The organism is Xenorhabdus sp. TH1 (assembly GCF_037260955.1).
GTDB classification, from domain to species: domain Bacteria; phylum Pseudomonadota; class Gammaproteobacteria; order Enterobacterales; family Enterobacteriaceae; genus Xenorhabdus; species Xenorhabdus griffiniae.
Window position 1 is genome coordinate 1,441,711 of sequence record NZ_CP147734.1, and the last position, 18,659, is coordinate 1,460,369.

Genomic DNA, 18,659 nt, shown 5'->3' on the forward strand with positions numbered 1-18,659 from the left:
TTATTATTTTAGTACCAACGATATTTTATATCTATTTGATTTTTAATGATTTAAATTTTTTGGGTGAGGTGGAGATCGTTATTGTGGATCCATATTATTTCCGATGGTTAAAAAGTCACAGTGTAGGAGTCTAGAAAAAGTTGTGATTATAATGGCGTTGTTATAGAAATTAACTTTTCAGCTACATTTCTTATCTTATAAAAATAATTATTTGAGGAACTTATGCCCTTGTTTTTCAGCATTGCTCCAATTGTCCTGCTGATTTGGATGATGACCAAACGTAATGGTATTCCATCCTTTATTGCTTTGCCATTAACAGCCGTAATGGTTTATTTCATACAATTATTCTGGTTTGAAGCCCAACCTATAATATTGAATGCCAATATTATTACAGCTCTGATTTCTGTCTTTACTCCTATCACGATTATTTTAGGCGCAGTATTACTGAATAAATTGATGCAAGTCAGTGGTGCTGAAGATATTGTGCGCAATTGGTTAGAAAATATCAGTCCTAATCCTGTAGCCCAATTAATGATTATTGGTTGGGCTTTTGCATTTATGATTGAAGGTGCCAGTGGTTTTGGTACGCCAGCAGCGATAGCTGCTCCTATATTGATAGGGCTGGGATTTAATCCTTTGCGGGTCGCTTTGTTGACTTTAGTGATGAACTCAGTCCCTGTTTCTTTTGGGGCGGTTGGAACACCGACTTGGTTTGGTTTTGCCAATCTTGGATTACAGGATGACAATTTATTAGAAATTGGGCGATTGAGTGCATTGATCCACTTTATTGCTGGTTTTGTTATTCCTTTATTGGCTCTGCGTTTTATTGTGTCATGGCAGGAAATCCGCCAAAACATCTTGTTTATCATTTTGAGTATATTAAGTTGTACCGTGCCTTACCTGTTGCTGGCTCAAGTGAATTATGAATTTCCAGCGTTGATCGGTGGCGCTATTGGGTTGGCTTTATCGGTATTGTTTGCCCGCATGGGGATCGGCATAAGACATTGCGAAAAAAAGCGTGATTCGCTACAGGTTGTGCCTTTCAGCAAAGTGATCAAGGCCATGATGCCTACCTTGTTATTGATTGGGATCTTGATTATTACCCGTATTCATCAACTAGGTATCAAGGCATGGTTGAATAATGCCGAGATCAATTGGCAAATGAATTTAGGATGGTTGGGTGATCTGAGTATCAGTAAGTCCTTAGTGATAAGTTTGCAGCAAGTATTGGGAACCTCGGCTTCTGCCAGCTACAAAACGTTATATGTACCGGCAATTATTCCATTTTTGTTGGTGGTATTGGTATGCATTCCACTGTTTCAACTCAACCGCCATCAAGTGAAGCAAATGTTCTGTGAAACAAGCGCTCGTGTTTTTAAGCCATTCATTGCGTTATTTGGTGCGTTAGTGATGGTGAACATGATGATGTTAGGGGATGAAAATGCGCCTGTAATTATTATTGGTAAGGCATTGGCTGCTATTACAGGAGAAAGCTGGTTATTGTTCTCTTCATTTTTAGGGGCGCTGGGGTCATTTTTTTCAGGCTCTAATACGGTCTCTAATCTGACATTTGGAGGGATACAATATTCCATCGCGCTGAACAATGGAATGAATGTCAATTTGATGTTGGCGCTGCAATCCGTTGGTGGGGCAATGGGTAACATGGTTTGTTTGAATAATATTATTGCTGTTTGCTCTATTTTGGGGATCACCAACGCAGAAGGCCAGATTATGAAGAAGACAATTTTACCCATGCTAATCTATGGGGGAATTGCGGCTATCATGGCTTTGATTTTGGCATCTTGAAAAATGTGCAAATAACTTTTCAACATTAGGGTCAATATTATGATTATTTCCGCTTCAACTGATTATCGAGGTGCAGCACAAGCTAAGTTACCGCCTTTTTTGTTCCACTATATTGATGGCGGAGCCTACGCAGAACATACCCTTAAACGTAATACAGCAGATTTATCCAATATTGAGTTACGCCAGCGTGTATTGAAGAATATGTCCGAATTAAGCCTGGAGACCAGCTTATTCGGAGAGAAGATGTCAATGCCGGTGGCACTTGCTCCTGTCGGGCTAACAGGCATGTATGCACGTCGTGGCGAAGTACAAGCTGCACGTGCTGCGGCCAAAAAAGGGATCCCATTTACGTTGTCGACGGTGTCGGTATGCCCGATTGAAGAAGTTGCTCGTGCAATAGATCGCCCAATCTGGTTTCAGCTCTATGTACTAAAAGATCGTGGTTTTATGCGCAATGTACTGGAAAGGGCACAGGCTGCGGGAGTCAAAAATCTGGTATTTACCGTTGATATGCCAGTACCTGGGGCGCGTTATCGTGATGCACATTCCGGTATGAGTGGCCCGAATGCGGCCATGCGTCGTATTTTGCAGGCGATGACTCATCCTCAATGGGCATGGGATGTCGGATTATGGGGCAAGCCACACGATCTGGGCAATATTTCTGTGTATCGTGGCAAACCGACTAAATTGGAAGACTATATTGGCTGGTTGGGAAATAATTTTGATCCCTCAATCTCATGGAAAGATTTGGAATGGATCCGTGATTTCTGGAAAGGGCCAATGATTATCAAAGGCATCCTTGATCCAGAAGATGCCAAAGATGCTGTCCGTTTTGGGGCTGATGGCATTGTGGTCTCAAATCATGGCGGACGTCAGCTTGATGGTGTTCTGTCAACGGTACGGGCCTTGCCTGCGATTGCGGATGCAGTCAAAAACGACATTACTATTCTTACTGATTCCGGTATTCGGACTGGATTGGATGTGGTGAGAATGATTGCCCTGGGCGCGGATAGTATTTTGCTAGGGCGTGCTTTTGTTTATGCATTGGCTGCGGCAGGTGAAGCGGGTGTTTCTAATTTGTTGGATCTGATTGACAAAGAGATGCGGGTAGCGATGACTTTAACCGGAGCGAGATCGATTTCGGAGATTAATTCAGATTTACTGGTGCGTAATCAAGTCTAATGGGAGACCATGCTATGTGGGTCAGCAAAGTCTATTTGCTGACCATATCTAATTAATCCTTTAAATACCAATAGGACGATATCCTTGCCATTCAGGTTTATCTGGCTGACCGTGAGGATTTTCAGTTAAATGGATATGATAGCCACTGACTTGTCTAAGGAGCAGGCAATCATCAACATCTTTCAGATTATCTTTATGTAATTGACCATAACCAAGCAGTAAACTTTCTTTGGCTTTTTCTTTCGCTTCTTCTGCTGAACGAGCGACAAAGAACCCGAATTCATGGGCTTCTGCGAGTGAGTCTTTTTGGTAACCACCAAGGTTTACAAAGTAGAGCCGCATTTCTCCGTGATATTCATTATGATTGATTGCAATATCATAGCCGTCAGCCCACGTTAAAGGCATGTAACCATCCAGATGAAGTTTATCTTTATCACCAAACCAAACTTCGCGTAACAGAGGGTAAACTTCTTCTATTTTTTCTACTACAGCAAATTGGACATCGTGAACTTCAATATTGGATTTTCCAGCATTTCCACCAAGATAGAACATGTATAATTGAGACATTTTTTCCCTGCTTATATATTTTCTAGCAATATCTCACCGTGTGAAAAGAGCTTCGCTTTACCTGTCAGATAAACACGATCCCCATTTATGCGACACAGTAGTTCACCGCCTCGTTCGGATAATTGACGGGCATAAAGTTCAGTCTTATTGAGCCGTTTTCCCCAAAAAGGGGCAAGAACACAATGGCTAGAACCTGTAACAGGATCTTCATTGACACCTTTAGCTGGCGCAAAATAGCGAGAAACAAAATCAGAAGATGAGTCACCGAGAGCGGTAATGGTAAGTCCTGGCAAGGGTAGGGAAGCAATTTTATCAAAATTGGGTTGGGCATTGAGGATTTGTTCTGCGGAATCCAAAACACAAATATAACGATCATGTGAAGCCAAAACTGCGGAAACATTTTGTCCCAGGGCGTCTTGTATGACAGGGATGAGGTCATTTTCTTCATGACAATCGGCGATAGGAAAATCCAATGTAAAAACACCCTCTTGGTGAGAAACTCGGAGTTCACCGGAGCGGCTTTTGAATGTAAGCAACTTTTCTTGAATGTTGCGATGGGTTATAAGGACAAACGCAGTCGCCAGCGTTGCATGACCACATAAATCGACTTCGACTTTAGGTGTAAACCAACGTAGATGATTTTCTACCAGAAAAGCGGTCTCTGGCAAGCCAATTTCAGCAGCGATAGAAATTAGTATTTCATCTGCTGGCCATTTATCCAGCAGAACAACCGCAGCAGGGTTGCCAGAAAACGATTTTTCTGTAAAGGCATCGACGTGATAAATAGGATATGGATGCATCAGAATCTCTCTTAATTTTTATAATGAAAAGCCAAATATAGAATGTTGAAACCTTATTGATTTGTAAAGAGTTATTTTGTTTGATTGCAAAGTACACAGAAATTGTAGTGTTGACCTTAGGTGATAATGGTTATTAAATAATAACGCGATGCTCGACTTTTATGGTGAGTTGAAATGACATAGCCGCTCCTTTATAACTTTAAGTCGCCAAACTGAGAGAAATAAAGGAACAAAGGCTATGTCACAGCAAGATTTTATCATTTGGGTGTTTTGTTGGGTAGACGATAATTTAACGGCGTTACAGCAAAGCTCTCGATTCAGAAGCCGGGGATACCCACCTAAGCTGAGCGATGCGGAAGCCATCACGATGGAAGTGGTGGGTGAATTCTTAGGCTTTTCAACGGATAAAGGAATTTGGACGTACTTTCGTGATCACTGGTGCGAGTGGTTTCCGGGACTGGGTTCACGCGCCAATTTTGCTAAACAGGTTGCGAATCTTTGGGCTGTTAAACAAAAGCTGCAAGAAAAGCTGGCGAGGTTATTGGGTGCGTTCGATAGGCCGGTACATATTGTCGACGGATTTCCGTTGCCCATCTGTGGATTCAAAAGAGCGAAAGGCAGTGCCAGCTTTAAAGGACAAGCTGATTATGGGTACTGCGCCGCCAAAAACGAAACTTACTACGGCTTTAAAGGGCATCTCATGATAGATGAAATTGGCGTAGTAACGGGATTCACATTGACGCCCGCCAATGTCAGTGAGCGTGAAGCGGTCTGGGACTTGACTAGCCCAATAAAAGGCTGTTTGCTCGGCGATAAAGGTTATTTAGGTTTTGAATTTCAAGAGGAAATGAAGCAGTCGGGTATTGAAATGATAGCCCCGGTGCGTGCCAATATGGATGACCCAGTCCCCAGAGAAACAAGAAAGCGCATTAATGCCAAACGGCGCTTAATTGAAACCGTCATTGGTCAACTCGCTGGGCAATTTGCTATCGAGAAGTGCTGGGCACGGGATTTGTGGCATTTGAGTAATCGAATAGCCAGAAAACTGCTTTCTCATACACTGGGTATTTTTGCCAATTTTAAACAAGGTAAAAGTCAACGCGACTGGCTTCAACAAGCCCATGTTATAGGGAGCTAAAGTTGAGCATCGCGTTAAATAATAATTAGTTGTTATAGTTACACTAAGGACGAATATGAAAATTAAAGGATACTATTGCCTGTTTTTTATTTTGTCAGTGTGGTTTTCTCAGGCTCTGGCTTTGGATTTAAGCTACCAGGGCGATATACCCGCAGCTAACAGACCTTCAGAAGAATACCCGAAAAAAACGTTCAGTTTGGACAGTTCTGACTACGAAAATTGGAATATGGAGAAACTAGCTAAAGGTAATACCTTAGCTGGGAAGCAGGAGAGGAAACTGCATAAGTATGATGATAAATTTGAGAAAAAGAGGCTGGGACTTCCTCATGATTGGTATGCGCAGTACTCTGAGGATTATCCAGTATGCAACAGCAAAACTTTAGACCGGAGATGCCGGGCTTTAGTATGCAACAGAAACATCTTAGACCAGAGATGCAAAGATTTTGGTATGCAAGCTCAAGCTAAACGTTTCCAGGCTGAAAGCCAAACGTCATTATCATATCCTCATTAAGGAAAAGTATATGAAAATTAAAGGATCTTATTGCCTATTTTTTATTTTGTCAGTGTGGTTTTCTCAGGCTCTGGCTTTGGATTTAAGCTATAAAAGCGATATACCCGCGGATAACAAACCCTCAAAAACGTACCTGAATAAGAGGGACAAATTGCACGATGGAAATTGGGACAGAGAGAAATTGGCTAAAGATAATACCTTAGCAGAGAAGCAGGAAAATGAACAGAAAGAGTATAATCATCGCTCTTCTGGTTGGTATAGCTCGAACAACTTTAGCTTTAAGGATTATCCTCCCAAGACGCAAGATCTAAAGCGAGATATAGAACACTTTATGAAACAAAACTGACCGTATTCAGGGGGAAAACTAAACGTTATTGCTATAGGACAACAAACCAAAAGAGGCTTGAGATTTTATTAATTGAGCCCGCTGCCGTTAGCGAAAACTTAAACTTTCTCTGAAGCCACGATGCACAATATGATAACGATTATTAATGATAATTAATTATTATAGTTCTAATAAGGAATGACATGAAAATCAAAGGATCCCATTACCTGTTTTTTATTTTGTCAGTGTGGTTTTCTCAGGCTCTGGCATTAGATTTAAGCTACAAAAGCGATATACCCGTGGATAACAAACCCTCCAAAGAGTATTTGAAAAAGAGGGATACACTGGATAGTGGTAATTGGAACACCGATAAGCTGGCTAAAGATAATGCCTTAGCCGAGAAGCGGGAGAATGAACAGAAAGAATATAATGATAAATTTCATAATCATCACAGTGGACTTGATAAAGAAAGCTGGAAACTTTCTTATGATTGGAATGATCAACAGCTTAAATTTGCCCATAAGCCACAAGACGACATTATGCATCATTTCAGAGAGCAGGGTAAACGTCGTTGCTATAGGGAAACAAGGCAGAAATTAGAGAAAGAGCAGGGGAATGGCTATTCTTATGCTGATATTGCCGACGCCTGCTCTTCTTACTATTAAGTGAGTTGACACAGGCTTAAACTTGTGGCTTGAATGTAACAAAAACTAAGAAATAGTGTGCAAGGATGCTAAAAATAGCGAAAGGATTCGTAAATTTAGTATCAAAAGGTATTAAACGATTGGCAGGCGCTGATCAATACATAAGTTGATGGCTAATGCTATAAATATCAAACTGGTGATCCTATTGAGAATAGTTTGTACGGATGGTTTACTGGATATCATTTTATTTAAAAATCCGGACAGATAGGATATGAACGTAAATACAGTAAACGCAATTACGACAAATATTAAACCTAGATATAATAATTGAAGCGATACTGGAATAGCGATTGTATTGTCAGTAGTAAACTGAGGCAGAAAAGCCAAAAAGAAAATAATTACTTTTGGATTTGATAGATTCATAAACAAACCTTTCTTAATGAGTTTTTTTGTGTCATTAAAACTTTTGGTGTTGCTTTTGGTGTTGCTTTTGAGGTGAATAGGCTTTGCCTTGAAGGCTCCCCAAGCCAGATAGGTTAAATAAAATACACCCAATAGCCTGATAATTTCAAAGGCCAGCGTATTGGCTTGTATTATTGCTGCAATGCCTAATGAAACTAAAAAGGTATGTATTACTAATCCAATACATAAACCAATGGTAATTAATATTCCATATTTGCATCCATTTATTGCAGACTGACTTAAAACTAACAGATTATCAGGGCCTGGCAAGAAGCATAGGAAGGTTGAAATACTGATGAATGTAACAAGTGTTTCTATGGAAAGCATATTTATTGCCATTATAAAATCAAAAGTAATTGATGTTACCATCTATATGAAAAAGTGTTGATTATATTACTGTAACAAAGTCATCTATAAAAGACGAAAAATCTACTTGCGGGTATGAATTAATTTCATACCATGTTCGATAGTTCTTTCAAGATGCGTTTTGATCAGAGGAAAACAGATATCCCTAAACCATCTATGCTCTGGATCTTGGTGATGTTTTGCATGCCATAGCAAATAGTATTGTTGTGTTTTAATATCAATAGGTAAGCGTCTTATTTGTAAATCATAGTCTTGAGCAAAATCAGCCGCAATATGCAGTGGTATGGTTAGCATGGTGTCTGTTTTTAACAATAATTCAATGGCCGCTTGGAAAAAGGGAACTGTAGCGTAAATGTGGCGATTTAGGTTCATCTCTGCTAACGTGTGATCGACAGAACTGTCTTTATCTCCCCCACCACTAATCAGAATATGTCGGCCTTCTATATAGTCGTTAATAGTTATATCGCTATTAGCTTTGGAGTGTGCATCTCTAAATGCGATAACAAGCTGATCTTCAGCCATTATTTTACCGTATAAATTATCAGGTATCGTGTCGGCAATGGTTGCGACTAAATCAATATGTTGCTCAGCAAACTTATTTAATTTGTCTTTGTGCCACAATTTATATTCAATACTCACGTTAGGCGCATCAACTTCAATGTTAGAAATTATAGAGGGTAAGATGGCTTGGGCGACATAATCACTGGATGCTAAGGTAAATTTTCTCTTACAAAGGTTTGGTTCCATTATTTCTGGTGCATAGAGGTTATCTAATTGCCACATCAATGCTGGAAGTTTTTCTTTCAATTTTTCGCCTTTTGGGGTGAGAATAAATTGATTTGCTTCCCTCACAATAATTTTGTCATGAAAATCCTCACGCAGTTGATGTAATATTTTGCTCATTGCTGATTGTGTAACACCTAATTGTTTTGAAGACTCAGTTAGGTTAAGTGTTTGCAATATTGATACTAAAGCTGGTAATAATTTGTAATTATTCAAGATATGCTTTCCATGAAATTAAATATCTAATGATTATAATAATTTTATGTAACTAATGGGGTTCCTGGATAAATACCACTGAATATTCCTGACTTAAATACGAGGGAAAATATTGGCTGTTACTTAGGGAATAACAGCCAGATAATGTTTATCAGTGAATATTATCATTGTCACCATACAAAGATGGCATACCTTTAGGGCGAGTTTTGAAACGGCGATGTAACCACATATATTGTTCGGGTGCCTGCATAATTTCCTTTTCGATCACTTTATTCATGAATGTTGCTGCTTCTGTTTCATCTTGCAGAGGAAAATTTTCTACCGAAGGCTGAATAATTAACTCATAACCCTTTCCATTGGGTAACCTTCGCGGCGTAAAAGGGATCAGCGCAGGTTTGGCCAAACGGACGAGAATTGAGGTTCCGGTCGTAGTTGCCGCGTGTTCAATAGCGAATAATGGGGCAAATACACTGTTACGTGGGCCATAATCGTGATCAGGGGCGTACCAGACAATTTCACCATTTTTTAAGCATCGGATCATGCCCTTAACATCTTTTCTGTCCAGCATGTATTTATTGGAACGAAGACGTCCCCAAGTTTGTAGCCAATCCATGACAGGATTGTCATTGGGACGATAAACACCAATACCTGGGTTTAGCATACCAAAAATACGTGCTCCCAATTCCAGCGTTAAAAAATGGATACCAATGACAATAATCCCCTGGCCTGTGGATTGCACTTGTTGGATATGCTCCCGTCCAGTAACTTTAAACCAACGCTTGATGCGCCAGTCAGGCCAAAACCAGGCCATCCCTGTCTCAAACAGACCCATGCCAACAGATTCGAAATTTCTGACTAGCCATTCCTGTCGTTTCTCTGCTGGCATATCAGGGAAACAAAGTGCCAAATTGCGCTCTGCAACTTTGGCTCGTTTTTTTAAGAAACGTAGTGAAAGTCGCCCAAGTCGAGTTCCCATCCAATAAATCGTTGGATAAGGTAGCAAAACCAGTAAATAAAGTATGCCAATACCTAGCCAGGTCAGCCAGTAGCGGGGATGTAAAAACGAACGACAAAAAGGAGGAGCTTGTATCATGTGTTTTCTGTATGTTATTTGTTATCTTGAATCGGTTTCAATCTGTCGGAATTATAGAAGCCCAAGATAGACTCTAAAAATCGTATTGGCGTATTGTGACACCTTTTAGTGAAATATCGAAATTTTGTGGCACTCAATAGTGAATCTGAGGGTAACTTGTTTGCCAGATTCACTGTTTGGCAAGGTTTTGCTATCTCTGTCCTCGTAGTCACCATCCTACTGTATTGGTGTGATGGAAAAGCATAAATCACTATCCGCTAACAGCCATTTTCGTTATGATATCCAGCCACCAATGGAACGACCATTGAAGTTTTTATTTTTTAATCGAAATTCAGGAAAGTACACCATGCCAGTGTTACATAACCGTATTTCTAACAAAGAGTTGAAAGAACGCATGTTGGCTGAAATTGAGCCGCGCACTACCATCTCTTTTTATAAATATTTCACTATTTCCGCACCACAGGCTTTTCGCGATAGTTTGTATCAAAAGTTTACTGAGTTATCTGTCTTTGGGCGGGTTTATATCGCTAAAGAAGGTATCAATGCACAAATTAGTGTGCCTTCCAAAAATGTCGATGCGTTGAAAGCATTATTGGATGAGACCGATCCGGCATTATGTAATCTGCGCCTTAACATCGCGTTAGAAGATGATGGTAAATCATTTTGGGTACTGCGCATGAAAGTGCGTGAGCGCATTGTTGCAGATGGCATTGAAGATGAAACTTTTGATGCATCTAAAACAGGCGAATATCTGAAAGCCGAGCAGGTCAACCAAATGTTGGATGATCCTGATACTGTCTTTGTCGATATGCGTAACCACTACGAATATGAAGTTGGGCATTTCGAAAATGCGATTGAGGTTCCATCAGATACGTTTCGTGAACAGCTGCCAATGGCTGTAGAAATGCTGAAGGACAATAAAGATAAAAATATTGTTATGTATTGTACTGGCGGAATTCGTTGCGAAAAAGCAAGTGCTTATATGTTGCATAACGGCTTTAACAAAGTCTACCACGTAGAAGGTGGTATTATTGAGTATGCCCGTAAAGCGAAAGAACAAGAATTGCCAGTTCGTTTCGTTGGCAAGAACTTTGTCTTTGATGAGCGTATGGGTGAGCGTATCACTGAAGATGTTATTGCTCACTGTCATCAATGCGGAGCGACGTGTGATAGCCATACCAACTGTAAGAACGATGGTTGCCATTTATTATTTATCCAATGTCCATCTTGTGCAGCGCGTTTCGAAGGTTGTTGTAGTGATGCTTGTCGTGAAGAGATGAAGCTGCCAGAAGAAGAACAGCGTGCCCGTCGTGCAGGAAGAGAGATTGGGGCTAAGATTTTTAATAAATCTCGCTATCGATTAAATGATGGTTTGAATATTACATCACTGCAATCTATTAAATAATAGCAGTGCTTTAAGTCGTAATCGCTCCCATATTTCAAACCAAACATTATTCATCACTTATCCCATTTACATAGCTTGTTATGTGAATGGGAATCACTTTATTGTCGCTGATTGGTAACTTGAGAACTATTAACCATAAATAGAATCAGTTTATTCAAAGGGTAAACAAAAATATTTAAAGATATTGTAAATAAAAAGTAACTCTATTTTGTTAGAAACGCCTATTTTTTCTATAATATGTCTCTTATGAGAATAAACTGTACTATTGCTGATTTTTAATATTTTGGCAATTTTATGGGTGTCCATTTCTAACATCCAATAATAGATGATACGGTTTTCTTGATGGCTAAAAATAGAACTATATACACTAAAATTAGAGAAATAACGTTGAATATCGAATGATGCTATTTCTTTTAGGCGTTCAAGCAATATCGTTAGTTCTTTTTTGGGTAATATAAAATCCTTATGTGTCAATTGGATAGGTGTTTTCTTGGTGGGGTATGTTTTGTCTATATAAATATAGATACGAGCATTATAAACTGAAGAAACTAATAATTTTAGTTGATTACAATATTCACTGTAGTAACCATAATTGGTTAAGTTTACCAAAATAACGTTTGGAGAGAAGACAGATAAAATATTTATGGCATCGCGTATTGATACAACGCCTAAAGAGAGGATGCCTGTATTTTCTTTTAGAGATTCAATAATCCCCAAACGTGTATAATGGCATTCATCAATGATTAATAGTTTCATTACTTGAACATCCTTGTCCTACTATAGTTTTATTTAAATGATCAGTTTGATAGTTAAGCATTAGATGGATGAACACTGATGTATAATACAATATTATGAAAAATAATAAACCATATAGATAATTTTACTGGTGAATATATATTCAGTTGTTTGTTTGGGACACCCAATATATTGAGTGTCCGAATGTGTTGGAAGTGTTAAACCTATTTATTTGTTAATGTTTAATACGATCAAGTTGGCTGTATTCTGAGGATTCTATTTTTTCAATCCCAGCTTGTAAAATGAGGATAAGCTGTTTAGCTACGCCTGTTGTTAACCATAACGTTTTGTCAAAATTGACATTTTCTGCTGTTTGATCTTGGGTGGATGAGTAATGAAGACGTATCATCATGGCGTCATAGGCATCGACAGTGCTGATATCCCAGCCTACAACAGGGTGTGTTTGAATTATTTCATTTTCTTTTCCCATATAACCTCCTAATCAGACTACAGAATCATTATTAATATAATTGACTAAGAGCAGAAGGCCTCATCTAAGAAGAGCCCTTAGCAGTATAAACCTTTTTAGTAATCTAAGAAGTGAAAAAAGCAGGTTTTTTTACATTAGGCCTGGAGAGGAATCATTGCAAGGCTACTGCTGTCTTTTATCAGGTCGGGATTGTGCGGAAATAAAAAATAATTTCCGCACACGAAGGGGCGTGCTAAAGTTACTCACATACCCTTACATCCCATCCTACATCTTCCCCTGCAAGGAATGGAATCAACTTTTCGCCACCACATTCGATATATTCAACAACCGGAGTTGGTTTACGGGTAAGTTCGATAAAGCCATCATTAATCGGCAAACCGTAAAATGCAGGGCCATTCAGGGAGCAGAAGGACTCGAAATATTCCATTGCTCCTATTGCTTCAAAAACAGTCGCATAGGCCGCCAGGGCAGTTGGGGCATTGAAAACGCCCGCACAGCCACAAGAAGATTCTTTGCGGTGCAGTACATGAGGAGCAGAATCTGTACCTAAGAAGAAGCGGTTACAACCACTGGCGACTGCTGTTTGGAGGGCTTCTTGGTGAATATTGCGCTTTAGTATAGGCAAACAGTAAAGATGGGGGCGAATACCACCAACCAGCATGTGGTTGCGATTGAACATCAAGTGCTGTGGTGTCAACGTCGCACCTAATTTATCGTTGCCTTCAAGAACATATTCTGCGGCTTCTTTGGTTGTAATATGCTCGAAAACAATTTTTAATTCAGGGAATTGCTGGCGCAATGGTTCCATTACCTGTTCGATAAAGCGCGCTTCACGGTCAAAAATATCAATATGAGAGGTGGTAACTTCCCCATGGATCAGGAGTGGCATACCTATTTTTTCCATGGTTTCCAATAATGGGTAGATTTTTTTGATATCAGAAACACCGTGACTGGAGTTCGTTGTTGCGTTGGCAGGATAGAGTTTGCAGGCGGTAAAAATACCTTCTTTATAACCAAGCTCAATTTGGTCGCTAGCTGTTGAATTTGTCAGATAACAAGTCATAAGAGGTTGGAAATGATGATCTGATGGAGTCGCTGCAATTATCCGTTCCTTGTAGGCTTTGGCACTGGCAACATCTGTCACTGGAGGGACAAGGTTGGGCATGACGATAGCTCGGCCAAAAAAACGGCTGGTGTGGGGGACAATCGTTTTTAGCATATCACCATCACGAAAATGGACATGCCAGTCGTCAGGACGGCGGATTTTAATTGTATATGATTCAGTGGTCATGGAACCGGCTCCAGAATATAAATGAAAAATGATGGATGCTGATTCAGCAATCCTTAAGCCGGAGGAGAATGATAAAGTGAAAATAGCTAAATAGCTATTATTGAATGATAATATTCTCTAAGTTTTTAATAATTAGAATGTTAAGATTATTTAGTTAGGGTATTCAGAGGGAATTATTGTATCAAAAAAGAAAAAAATAGAAGTAACAACACGAGGGTGAATTGAATTTGGCTCCTCCAGCTGGACTCGAACCAGCGACATACGGATTAACAGTCCGCCGTTCTACCGACTGAACTATGGAGGAACTCCTTCAAGACGGGGCGAATATTAACGGCATTTTTTGCGTTTGTCAAAGCAGAAAATAGCAATAACTGTTTGATTGGCGAGTATCTGTGCGTTATGTATGTTTTTTGACTAAATCTAACTGAGTTATGGTAAATATAGGCAAGGCAGAAGTAGGATTTTGCCAGCTGAAAAAGAGATTGGCTATATTGTCTATCTCAAGTTGCACTCATACTTTGCTCATTAACGAAGTATTCAAAGCTGAAAACGGTAAAGTCATGTTTTGTCTATACACTAAAAGGATAGAATATGATCGCAGTACTTTTTGAGGCAGATGTTGTTCCTGCACAACAAGAGCGTTACCTCCAGCTTGCTGCCGAACTGAAACCGTTATTAGCTGATATTGATGGGTTCATTTCCATAGAGCGTTTCCAAAGCCTGGTAACGCCAGGAAAGATCCTTTCGTTGTCTTGGTGGCGAGATAAGAATGCCATCTTAATGTGGAAGAAAAATTTCTTTCATAAGGCTGCTCAGACTGAAGGACGAGAGTCGATCTTCTCTTTTTACCGAATCCGCATTGTACACGCTATCAGAGACTACACTTCAGAAAACAGAGGAAATACAAATGTATGATATTCATGTTATTTTGAGAAATATCCCCGGTGAATTGGCCTCTTTGGGGATTATCCTTGGACGAAATGGTGTAGGACTTGAAGGTGGTGGTGTGTTTTCCGTGGCTAATGAAGGCCATGCGCATTTTCTTGTTGAAGATGGTGATAAGGCTAAATCTATACTTGAAAAGGAGGGATTTCAGGTTCAGAGCATAAACAAACCGTTGATCAGAAAACTTAAGCAGGAGCGTCCTGGTGAACTGGGAGAAATAGCAGTAACATTAGCTGAAAATGGTGTCAATATTCTGGTTCAATACAGTGATCATTCAAATCAACTGATCCTTGTTACAGATAATGATAATGTTGCAAGCAAGTTGACAGAAAAATGGGCGGTTATTCCTGAATAAAATGCTTAAAAACGTTGGGTTACTGGATGATAGTGACACACTTGAACGCTCTATGGCAGCCGTAGCTGCTGCCATATCAGACTTTTCTCGTGTAAAAATTCTCTGTGCATTGATGGATGGACGTGCATGGACAGCCACAGAATTGAGCGTGGTTGCTGATATTACTTCTTCTACAACAAGCGCCCATTTGTCCCGGCTTGTAAGTGGGAATTTGATTACTTGCCTTTCTCAAGGTCGTCATCGTTATTATCGTCTGGCTGGGAAAGATATCGCCGAACTTCTTGAGAAGATGATGAGTATATCATGGCATAGGATTTCGCCAGTCAAAACTCGTATTCCTTCCTTGTTGAGAATTGCCCGAACGTGTTATGACCATTTAGCTGGTGAGGTAGCGGTAGAAATTTATGACTTCATGGTTAGTGAAGGCTGGTTTAATGTTGATGGAATATCAATAACATTGGAAGGCCGAAAACAATTCCAGCAGTTAGGCATTGTGTTTGATCCAAAAACGAGGCGCAAAGAATGCTGTGCCTGTCTTGACTGGAGTGAGCGACGATTTCATCTTGGAGGTTACGCTGGTGCTGCTTTTTTGATTCATTGCGAACAAAAGGGATGGTTAACCAGAACTCAGGGGTTTAGGGAAGTTAACATCACTTCAGATGGAAAACGGGCTTTTAAAAAATTGTTCAATGTAGGCGTATAATCCGTTAAGTACACCTTTTCCAGAAAATGAAACAATCAGATTTATATCTGTTTTAATCATTGCGTGGTGAAGGGGGTCAAACAATTTTATTTCGGCATAAGGAAAGTTTAGTCATTGCATTTACCAAACTGGTGTGATTTCGAATTGTTTTTAGTGAATGAAGGAAAAGAGGTAGTTGTTTGATAGAAACGAAAAAAGCAGACTTTAGTCAATGTCTGCTTTCTTTAAATTGGCTCCTCCAACTGGACTCGAACCAGTGACATACGGATTAACAGTCCGCCGTTCTACCGACTGAACTATGGAGGAACTCCGTTTAACTGGCTCGAATATTAACGGCATTTTTCACATTTGTCAAAGCAGAAAATAACAATAAGTGTTTGATTGCTTGTAATATGTACTTTTGGGTTGCTTTTGATCTTGTTTGTATTTTTAACATAGATAATTACGTCGGCAAAGCAACTTGAAATAAGAGAATAGAGATGGTGAATAAATATGATTACTACGAAAAAATAATCAGTACTCAAAAGAAAAAATCCCGACTAGCAAAGTTAATCGGGATTTTCAAGAATTTGGCTCCTCCAGCTGGACTCGAACCAGCGACATACGGATTAACAGTCCGCCGTTCTACCGACTGAACTATGGAGGAATTGATTTGTTCCTGAGAACGGAGCGAATATTACAGTGAATGGTTTTATGTTGTAAAGTAAAAAAATTAAAAATAGAACCAATTGTTTTGTTTTTAGTCAGGATGGTGTTTTTTTGTTGTTTTTGTTTAAAAAACATCTTTCAAATTGCAAGACTATTCATTTTTTCTTTTTTATTGTCCTTTGTTTATCTTGGAAAAACTAAACGTATTTATTATTTTTACCTTTTTTTAAAATCCTAAGTAAACAAAACGAGATTTTGCAAACTAGATATGTGCAGGATTATTGTTCAATAAATGTAGAACACGTTGATCTTGAGAATGAGGGATAAATAAAAAAATCAGAATAAAAAAACGGCTCCCCAATTGGGAAGCCGCTCGAAAAGGTTTAGGCTAAGTTACCTTTCTCAACCTTAATATCACGCTAATTTATCTAGCGAGATATTTGAATTTTGGCTCCTCCAGCTGGACTCGAACCAGCGACATACGGATTAACAGTCCGCCGTTCTACCGACTGAACTATGGAGGAATCGGGTTGTTCCTGAGAACGGGGCGAATATTAGCGATGAACTGGAATCGTGTCAACGCAAAAATTCTTTTTTCTTACTATTTGCTCGCTATGTAATCTTATTTGGTTTGTAATCGTACTATTTTGTTGAATCTATTATATTTCTGCCTTTTTATTAACCATGTTAATAGATTTGGCATAGGGTGATTGTTCTGAACAAGCAAGCATAAAGACATCATAGAAACAAATCCCCTGTTTCTTCTGCATAATATATTTGATGTCATCTTTGATTGTATTCGGTACTTGGGGATGAGTGAGTATCTTATCGATAGCTTTCTTAGAAATTTGTTCGTTGACGAACCACTCACCGTTATAGCATACACGTAAATCAAGCACATCAATATCTTCGAAATGATAGACTGGCTTGATATCAAATAGCAAAATGGCCGCCATAGCAATAAAGGCTAGAGTAAATGCAAAAAGAGACCAGGTACCGAAATAGGGAGCGTACCACATAAGCACAGCTAGAAAAGCATAGGCAATCACCATCGCTAGACATAGGTAAGGGTGTTTGCGAATAAAAATGCTGTTGAAATGTATTTTACCATCACGATGCTCTTTAAGGTTGATCCGCTCAATATCCTGAATCAATATCTGTTTTATGATTTTCATAATACTAACCCGTTTATTTATAGACTCATCAGTATAAATTGTGTCGTAAAAATTGTTGCAAAATCGTGATCGAATTGAAAGTTATAGCATTTTTAAGATTATCATGTCCTGAACCTATACCTGTATAGCAATCGCTTTAATTTATTGGGCAAATTGTTATTGTTGACAAGCAATATCTTGTTTCTTTCTTGATAATAAAAAGTTGAATAAATCAAATAAAATTATAAAAAAACCTATTTATTATGTTATTTTGTTCTAATATTGAGCGTCTGAGTTTTTTTTAAAACGATAATACATAAAAAGGTTGATATTCGCGTGCGGTCATGCGTTAATGCGTTTGGCCTGATTAACAGACCTACTTTATGTACGACATCTTGAGTTAATGCGTTATGTGTAAGTGCTATCCTTGGTAGCCTTTGTTGACCGTTTCCTTCTTAGTGCCTCCATAAGTAATAGCTGATACTGGCCAACACATGCCCGAGGTGGCGAGTTTTTTTTGATATATAGGAAAGTCAAATGTCTGACAAAATGAAAGGTCAAGTGAAGTGGTTCAACGAATCTAAAGGCTTTGGTTTCATCACTCCAGCTGATGGTAGCAAAGACGTATTCGTACATTTCTCTGCCATTCAAGGTAACGGTTTCAAAACCTTAACAGAAGGCCAGAACGTAGAATTCACCATTGAAAATGGTGCCAAAGGCCCAGCAGCAGCAAACGTGACTGCTATCTAATTTCTGCCTTTATGCCTTATTTAAGCTCGCCAGCGCGAATGCCGTGGCGGGCTTTTTGTTTTTTTGCACCGTGTTGTTTTGCTGTATCATAAAATTCATTTTTTGTGTTCAATTCTAAAATTTCCTCAACTTATTTATTTAATTGATAAAAAATAACTTAATATTAGTTACTTAGTAAAACAAAAAACTATTTCTGTTTTGTGGAACAACCTGCCTGATTAAGGTCTTTACTTGTTAATTTTAACTGTTTATACTCCTCGCAAATTCTATTGGAGAACGATTAATTGGAT

At 39.1% G+C, this 18,659-nt stretch carries 20 protein-coding genes and 4 tRNA genes; 11 read left to right on the forward strand and 13 right to left on the reverse strand.

The window, feature by feature from the left end:
• Positions 1-222: 222 nt before the first annotated feature.
• Positions 223-1,806, forward strand: coding sequence for an L-lactate permease (locus WDV74_RS06450; protein ID WP_338885192.1), 1,584 nt, complete (start codon positions 223-225; stop codon positions 1,804-1,806).
• Between the two features lie 39 nt (positions 1,807-1,845).
• Positions 1,846-2,988 (forward strand): FMN-dependent L-lactate dehydrogenase LldD, encoded by a 1,143-nt coding sequence (lldD, locus tag WDV74_RS06455; RefSeq protein WP_338885193.1) that lies wholly within the window; start codon positions 1,846-1,848, stop codon positions 2,986-2,988.
• Between the two features lie 60 nt (positions 2,989-3,048).
• On the opposite strand, the gene WDV74_RS06460 is transcribed toward lldD, so the two are convergent.
• Positions 3,049-3,555, reverse strand: coding sequence for a DUF1543 domain-containing protein (locus tag WDV74_RS06460; protein ID WP_338885194.1), 507 nt, complete (start codon positions 3,553-3,555; stop codon positions 3,049-3,051).
• Positions 3,556-3,566: 11 nt separating this feature from the next.
• Positions 3,567-4,355 (reverse strand): PhzF family phenazine biosynthesis protein, encoded by a 789-nt coding sequence (locus WDV74_RS06465; protein ID WP_338885195.1) that lies wholly within the window; start codon positions 4,353-4,355, stop codon positions 3,567-3,569.
• A 238-nt stretch (positions 4,356-4,593) separates the two neighbouring features.
• Between WDV74_RS06465 and WDV74_RS06470 the strand changes: the two genes are divergently transcribed.
• The 4 genes from WDV74_RS06470 (at position 4,594) to WDV74_RS06485 (ending at position 6,994) form a co-directional block, all read left to right on the forward strand.
• Complete coding sequence (locus WDV74_RS06470; RefSeq protein ID WP_338882223.1) at positions 4,594-5,493, forward strand: IS982 family transposase; 900 nt, start codon at positions 4,594-4,596, stop codon at positions 5,491-5,493.
• A 55-nt stretch (positions 5,494-5,548) separates the two neighbouring features.
• The gene (locus tag WDV74_RS06475; RefSeq protein WP_338885196.1) at positions 5,549-6,004 is read left to right on the forward strand and encodes a hypothetical protein; all 456 of its coding nucleotides are present in this window, start codon (positions 5,549-5,551) and stop codon (positions 6,002-6,004) included.
• 10 nt (positions 6,005-6,014) lie between these two features.
• Complete coding sequence (locus WDV74_RS06480; protein WP_338885197.1) at positions 6,015-6,350, forward strand: hypothetical protein; 336 nt, start codon at positions 6,015-6,017, stop codon at positions 6,348-6,350.
• Between the two features lie 182 nt (positions 6,351-6,532).
• Positions 6,533-6,994 (forward strand): hypothetical protein, encoded by a 462-nt coding sequence (locus tag WDV74_RS06485; protein ID WP_338885198.1) that lies wholly within the window; start codon positions 6,533-6,535, stop codon positions 6,992-6,994.
• A gap of 111 nt (positions 6,995-7,105) precedes the next feature.
• On the opposite strand, the gene WDV74_RS06490 is transcribed toward WDV74_RS06485, so the two are convergent.
• From WDV74_RS06490 to WDV74_RS06500, 3 genes are all read right to left on the reverse strand, one after another.
• Positions 7,106-7,762, reverse strand: a complete 657-nt coding sequence (locus tag WDV74_RS06490) for a LysE family translocator (RefSeq protein ID WP_338885199.1) — start codon at positions 7,760-7,762, stop codon at positions 7,106-7,108.
• Between the two features lie 102 nt (positions 7,763-7,864).
• The gene (locus WDV74_RS06495) at positions 7,865-8,800 is read right to left on the reverse strand and encodes a LysR family transcriptional regulator (RefSeq protein WP_338885200.1); all 936 of its coding nucleotides are present in this window, start codon (positions 8,798-8,800) and stop codon (positions 7,865-7,867) included.
• Between the two features lie 151 nt (positions 8,801-8,951).
• Positions 8,952-9,893 carry a Kdo(2)-lipid IV(A) acyltransferase gene (locus WDV74_RS06500; RefSeq protein WP_338885201.1) on the reverse strand — a complete coding sequence of 314 codons (942 nt, stop codon included), beginning with the start codon at positions 9,891-9,893 and terminating at the stop codon, positions 8,952-8,954.
• Between the two features lie 346 nt (positions 9,894-10,239).
• On the opposite strand from WDV74_RS06500, the gene WDV74_RS06505 reads away from it, so the two are divergent.
• On the forward strand, positions 10,240-11,298 hold the full coding sequence (locus WDV74_RS06505; RefSeq protein WP_338885202.1) for a rhodanese-related sulfurtransferase: 1,059 nt from the start codon (positions 10,240-10,242) through the stop codon (positions 11,296-11,298).
• A 150-nt stretch (positions 11,299-11,448) separates the two neighbouring features.
• Here WDV74_RS06505 and WDV74_RS06510 read toward each other — a convergent pair whose 3' ends face one another.
• From WDV74_RS06510 to WDV74_RS06525, 4 genes are all read right to left on the reverse strand, one after another.
• Entirely contained in the window at positions 11,449-12,054 is a 606-nt protein-coding gene (locus WDV74_RS06510) for a LuxR C-terminal-related transcriptional regulator (RefSeq protein WP_338885203.1), read from the reverse strand.
• Between the two features lie 214 nt (positions 12,055-12,268).
• Positions 12,269-12,523 carry a biofilm formation regulator BssS gene (gene bssS, locus WDV74_RS06515; protein WP_338885204.1) on the reverse strand — a complete coding sequence of 85 codons (255 nt, stop codon included), beginning with the start codon at positions 12,521-12,523 and terminating at the stop codon, positions 12,269-12,271.
• A gap of 238 nt (positions 12,524-12,761) precedes the next feature.
• Positions 12,762-13,814 carry a dihydroorotase gene (gene pyrC / locus WDV74_RS06520; RefSeq protein ID WP_338885205.1) on the reverse strand — a complete coding sequence of 351 codons (1,053 nt, stop codon included), beginning with the start codon at positions 13,812-13,814 and terminating at the stop codon, positions 12,762-12,764.
• 228 nt (positions 13,815-14,042) lie between these two features.
• Positions 14,043-14,118, reverse strand: a tRNA-Asn gene (locus WDV74_RS06525).
• 287 nt (positions 14,119-14,405) lie between these two features.
• Here WDV74_RS06525 and WDV74_RS06530 point away from each other — a divergent pair.
• The 3 genes from WDV74_RS06530 to WDV74_RS06540 are packed head-to-tail and all read left to right on the forward strand — an operon-like array spanning position 14,406 to position 15,817.
• A complete protein-coding gene (locus WDV74_RS06530) occupies positions 14,406-14,729 on the forward strand; it encodes an antibiotic biosynthesis monooxygenase (RefSeq protein ID WP_338885206.1) in 324 nt (107 codons plus the stop codon).
• Complete coding sequence (locus tag WDV74_RS06535; RefSeq protein WP_338885207.1) at positions 14,722-15,114, forward strand: amino acid-binding protein; 393 nt, start codon at positions 14,722-14,724, stop codon at positions 15,112-15,114. The genes WDV74_RS06530 and WDV74_RS06535 overlap by 8 nt, the downstream gene beginning before the upstream one ends.
• A gap of 1 nt (position 15,115) precedes the next feature.
• Positions 15,116-15,817 (forward strand): metalloregulator ArsR/SmtB family transcription factor, encoded by a 702-nt coding sequence (locus WDV74_RS06540; RefSeq protein WP_338885208.1) that lies wholly within the window; start codon positions 15,116-15,118, stop codon positions 15,815-15,817.
• Between the two features lie 230 nt (positions 15,818-16,047).
• Here the strand turns inward: WDV74_RS06540 and WDV74_RS06545 are convergent.
• The 4 genes from WDV74_RS06545 to WDV74_RS06560 form a co-directional block, all read right to left on the reverse strand.
• Positions 16,048-16,123 (reverse strand) — tRNA-Asn (locus tag WDV74_RS06545).
• A gap of 264 nt (positions 16,124-16,387) precedes the next feature.
• Positions 16,388-16,463 (reverse strand) — tRNA-Asn (locus tag WDV74_RS06550).
• A 450-nt stretch (positions 16,464-16,913) separates the two neighbouring features.
• Positions 16,914-16,989: transfer RNA gene (locus WDV74_RS06555), tRNA-Asn, on the reverse strand.
• Positions 16,990-17,124: 135 nt separating this feature from the next.
• Complete coding sequence (locus WDV74_RS06560; RefSeq protein WP_338885209.1) at positions 17,125-17,640, reverse strand: YlaC family protein; 516 nt, start codon at positions 17,638-17,640, stop codon at positions 17,125-17,127.
• A 516-nt stretch (positions 17,641-18,156) separates the two neighbouring features.
• On the opposite strand from WDV74_RS06560, the gene cspE reads away from it, so the two are divergent.
• Positions 18,157-18,369: a transcription antiterminator/RNA stability regulator CspE gene (gene cspE / locus WDV74_RS06565; protein WP_047766586.1), complete on the forward strand. Its 213-nt coding sequence runs from the start codon at positions 18,157-18,159 to the stop codon at positions 18,367-18,369.
• The last annotated feature ends 290 nt before the right edge of the window (positions 18,370-18,659 follow it).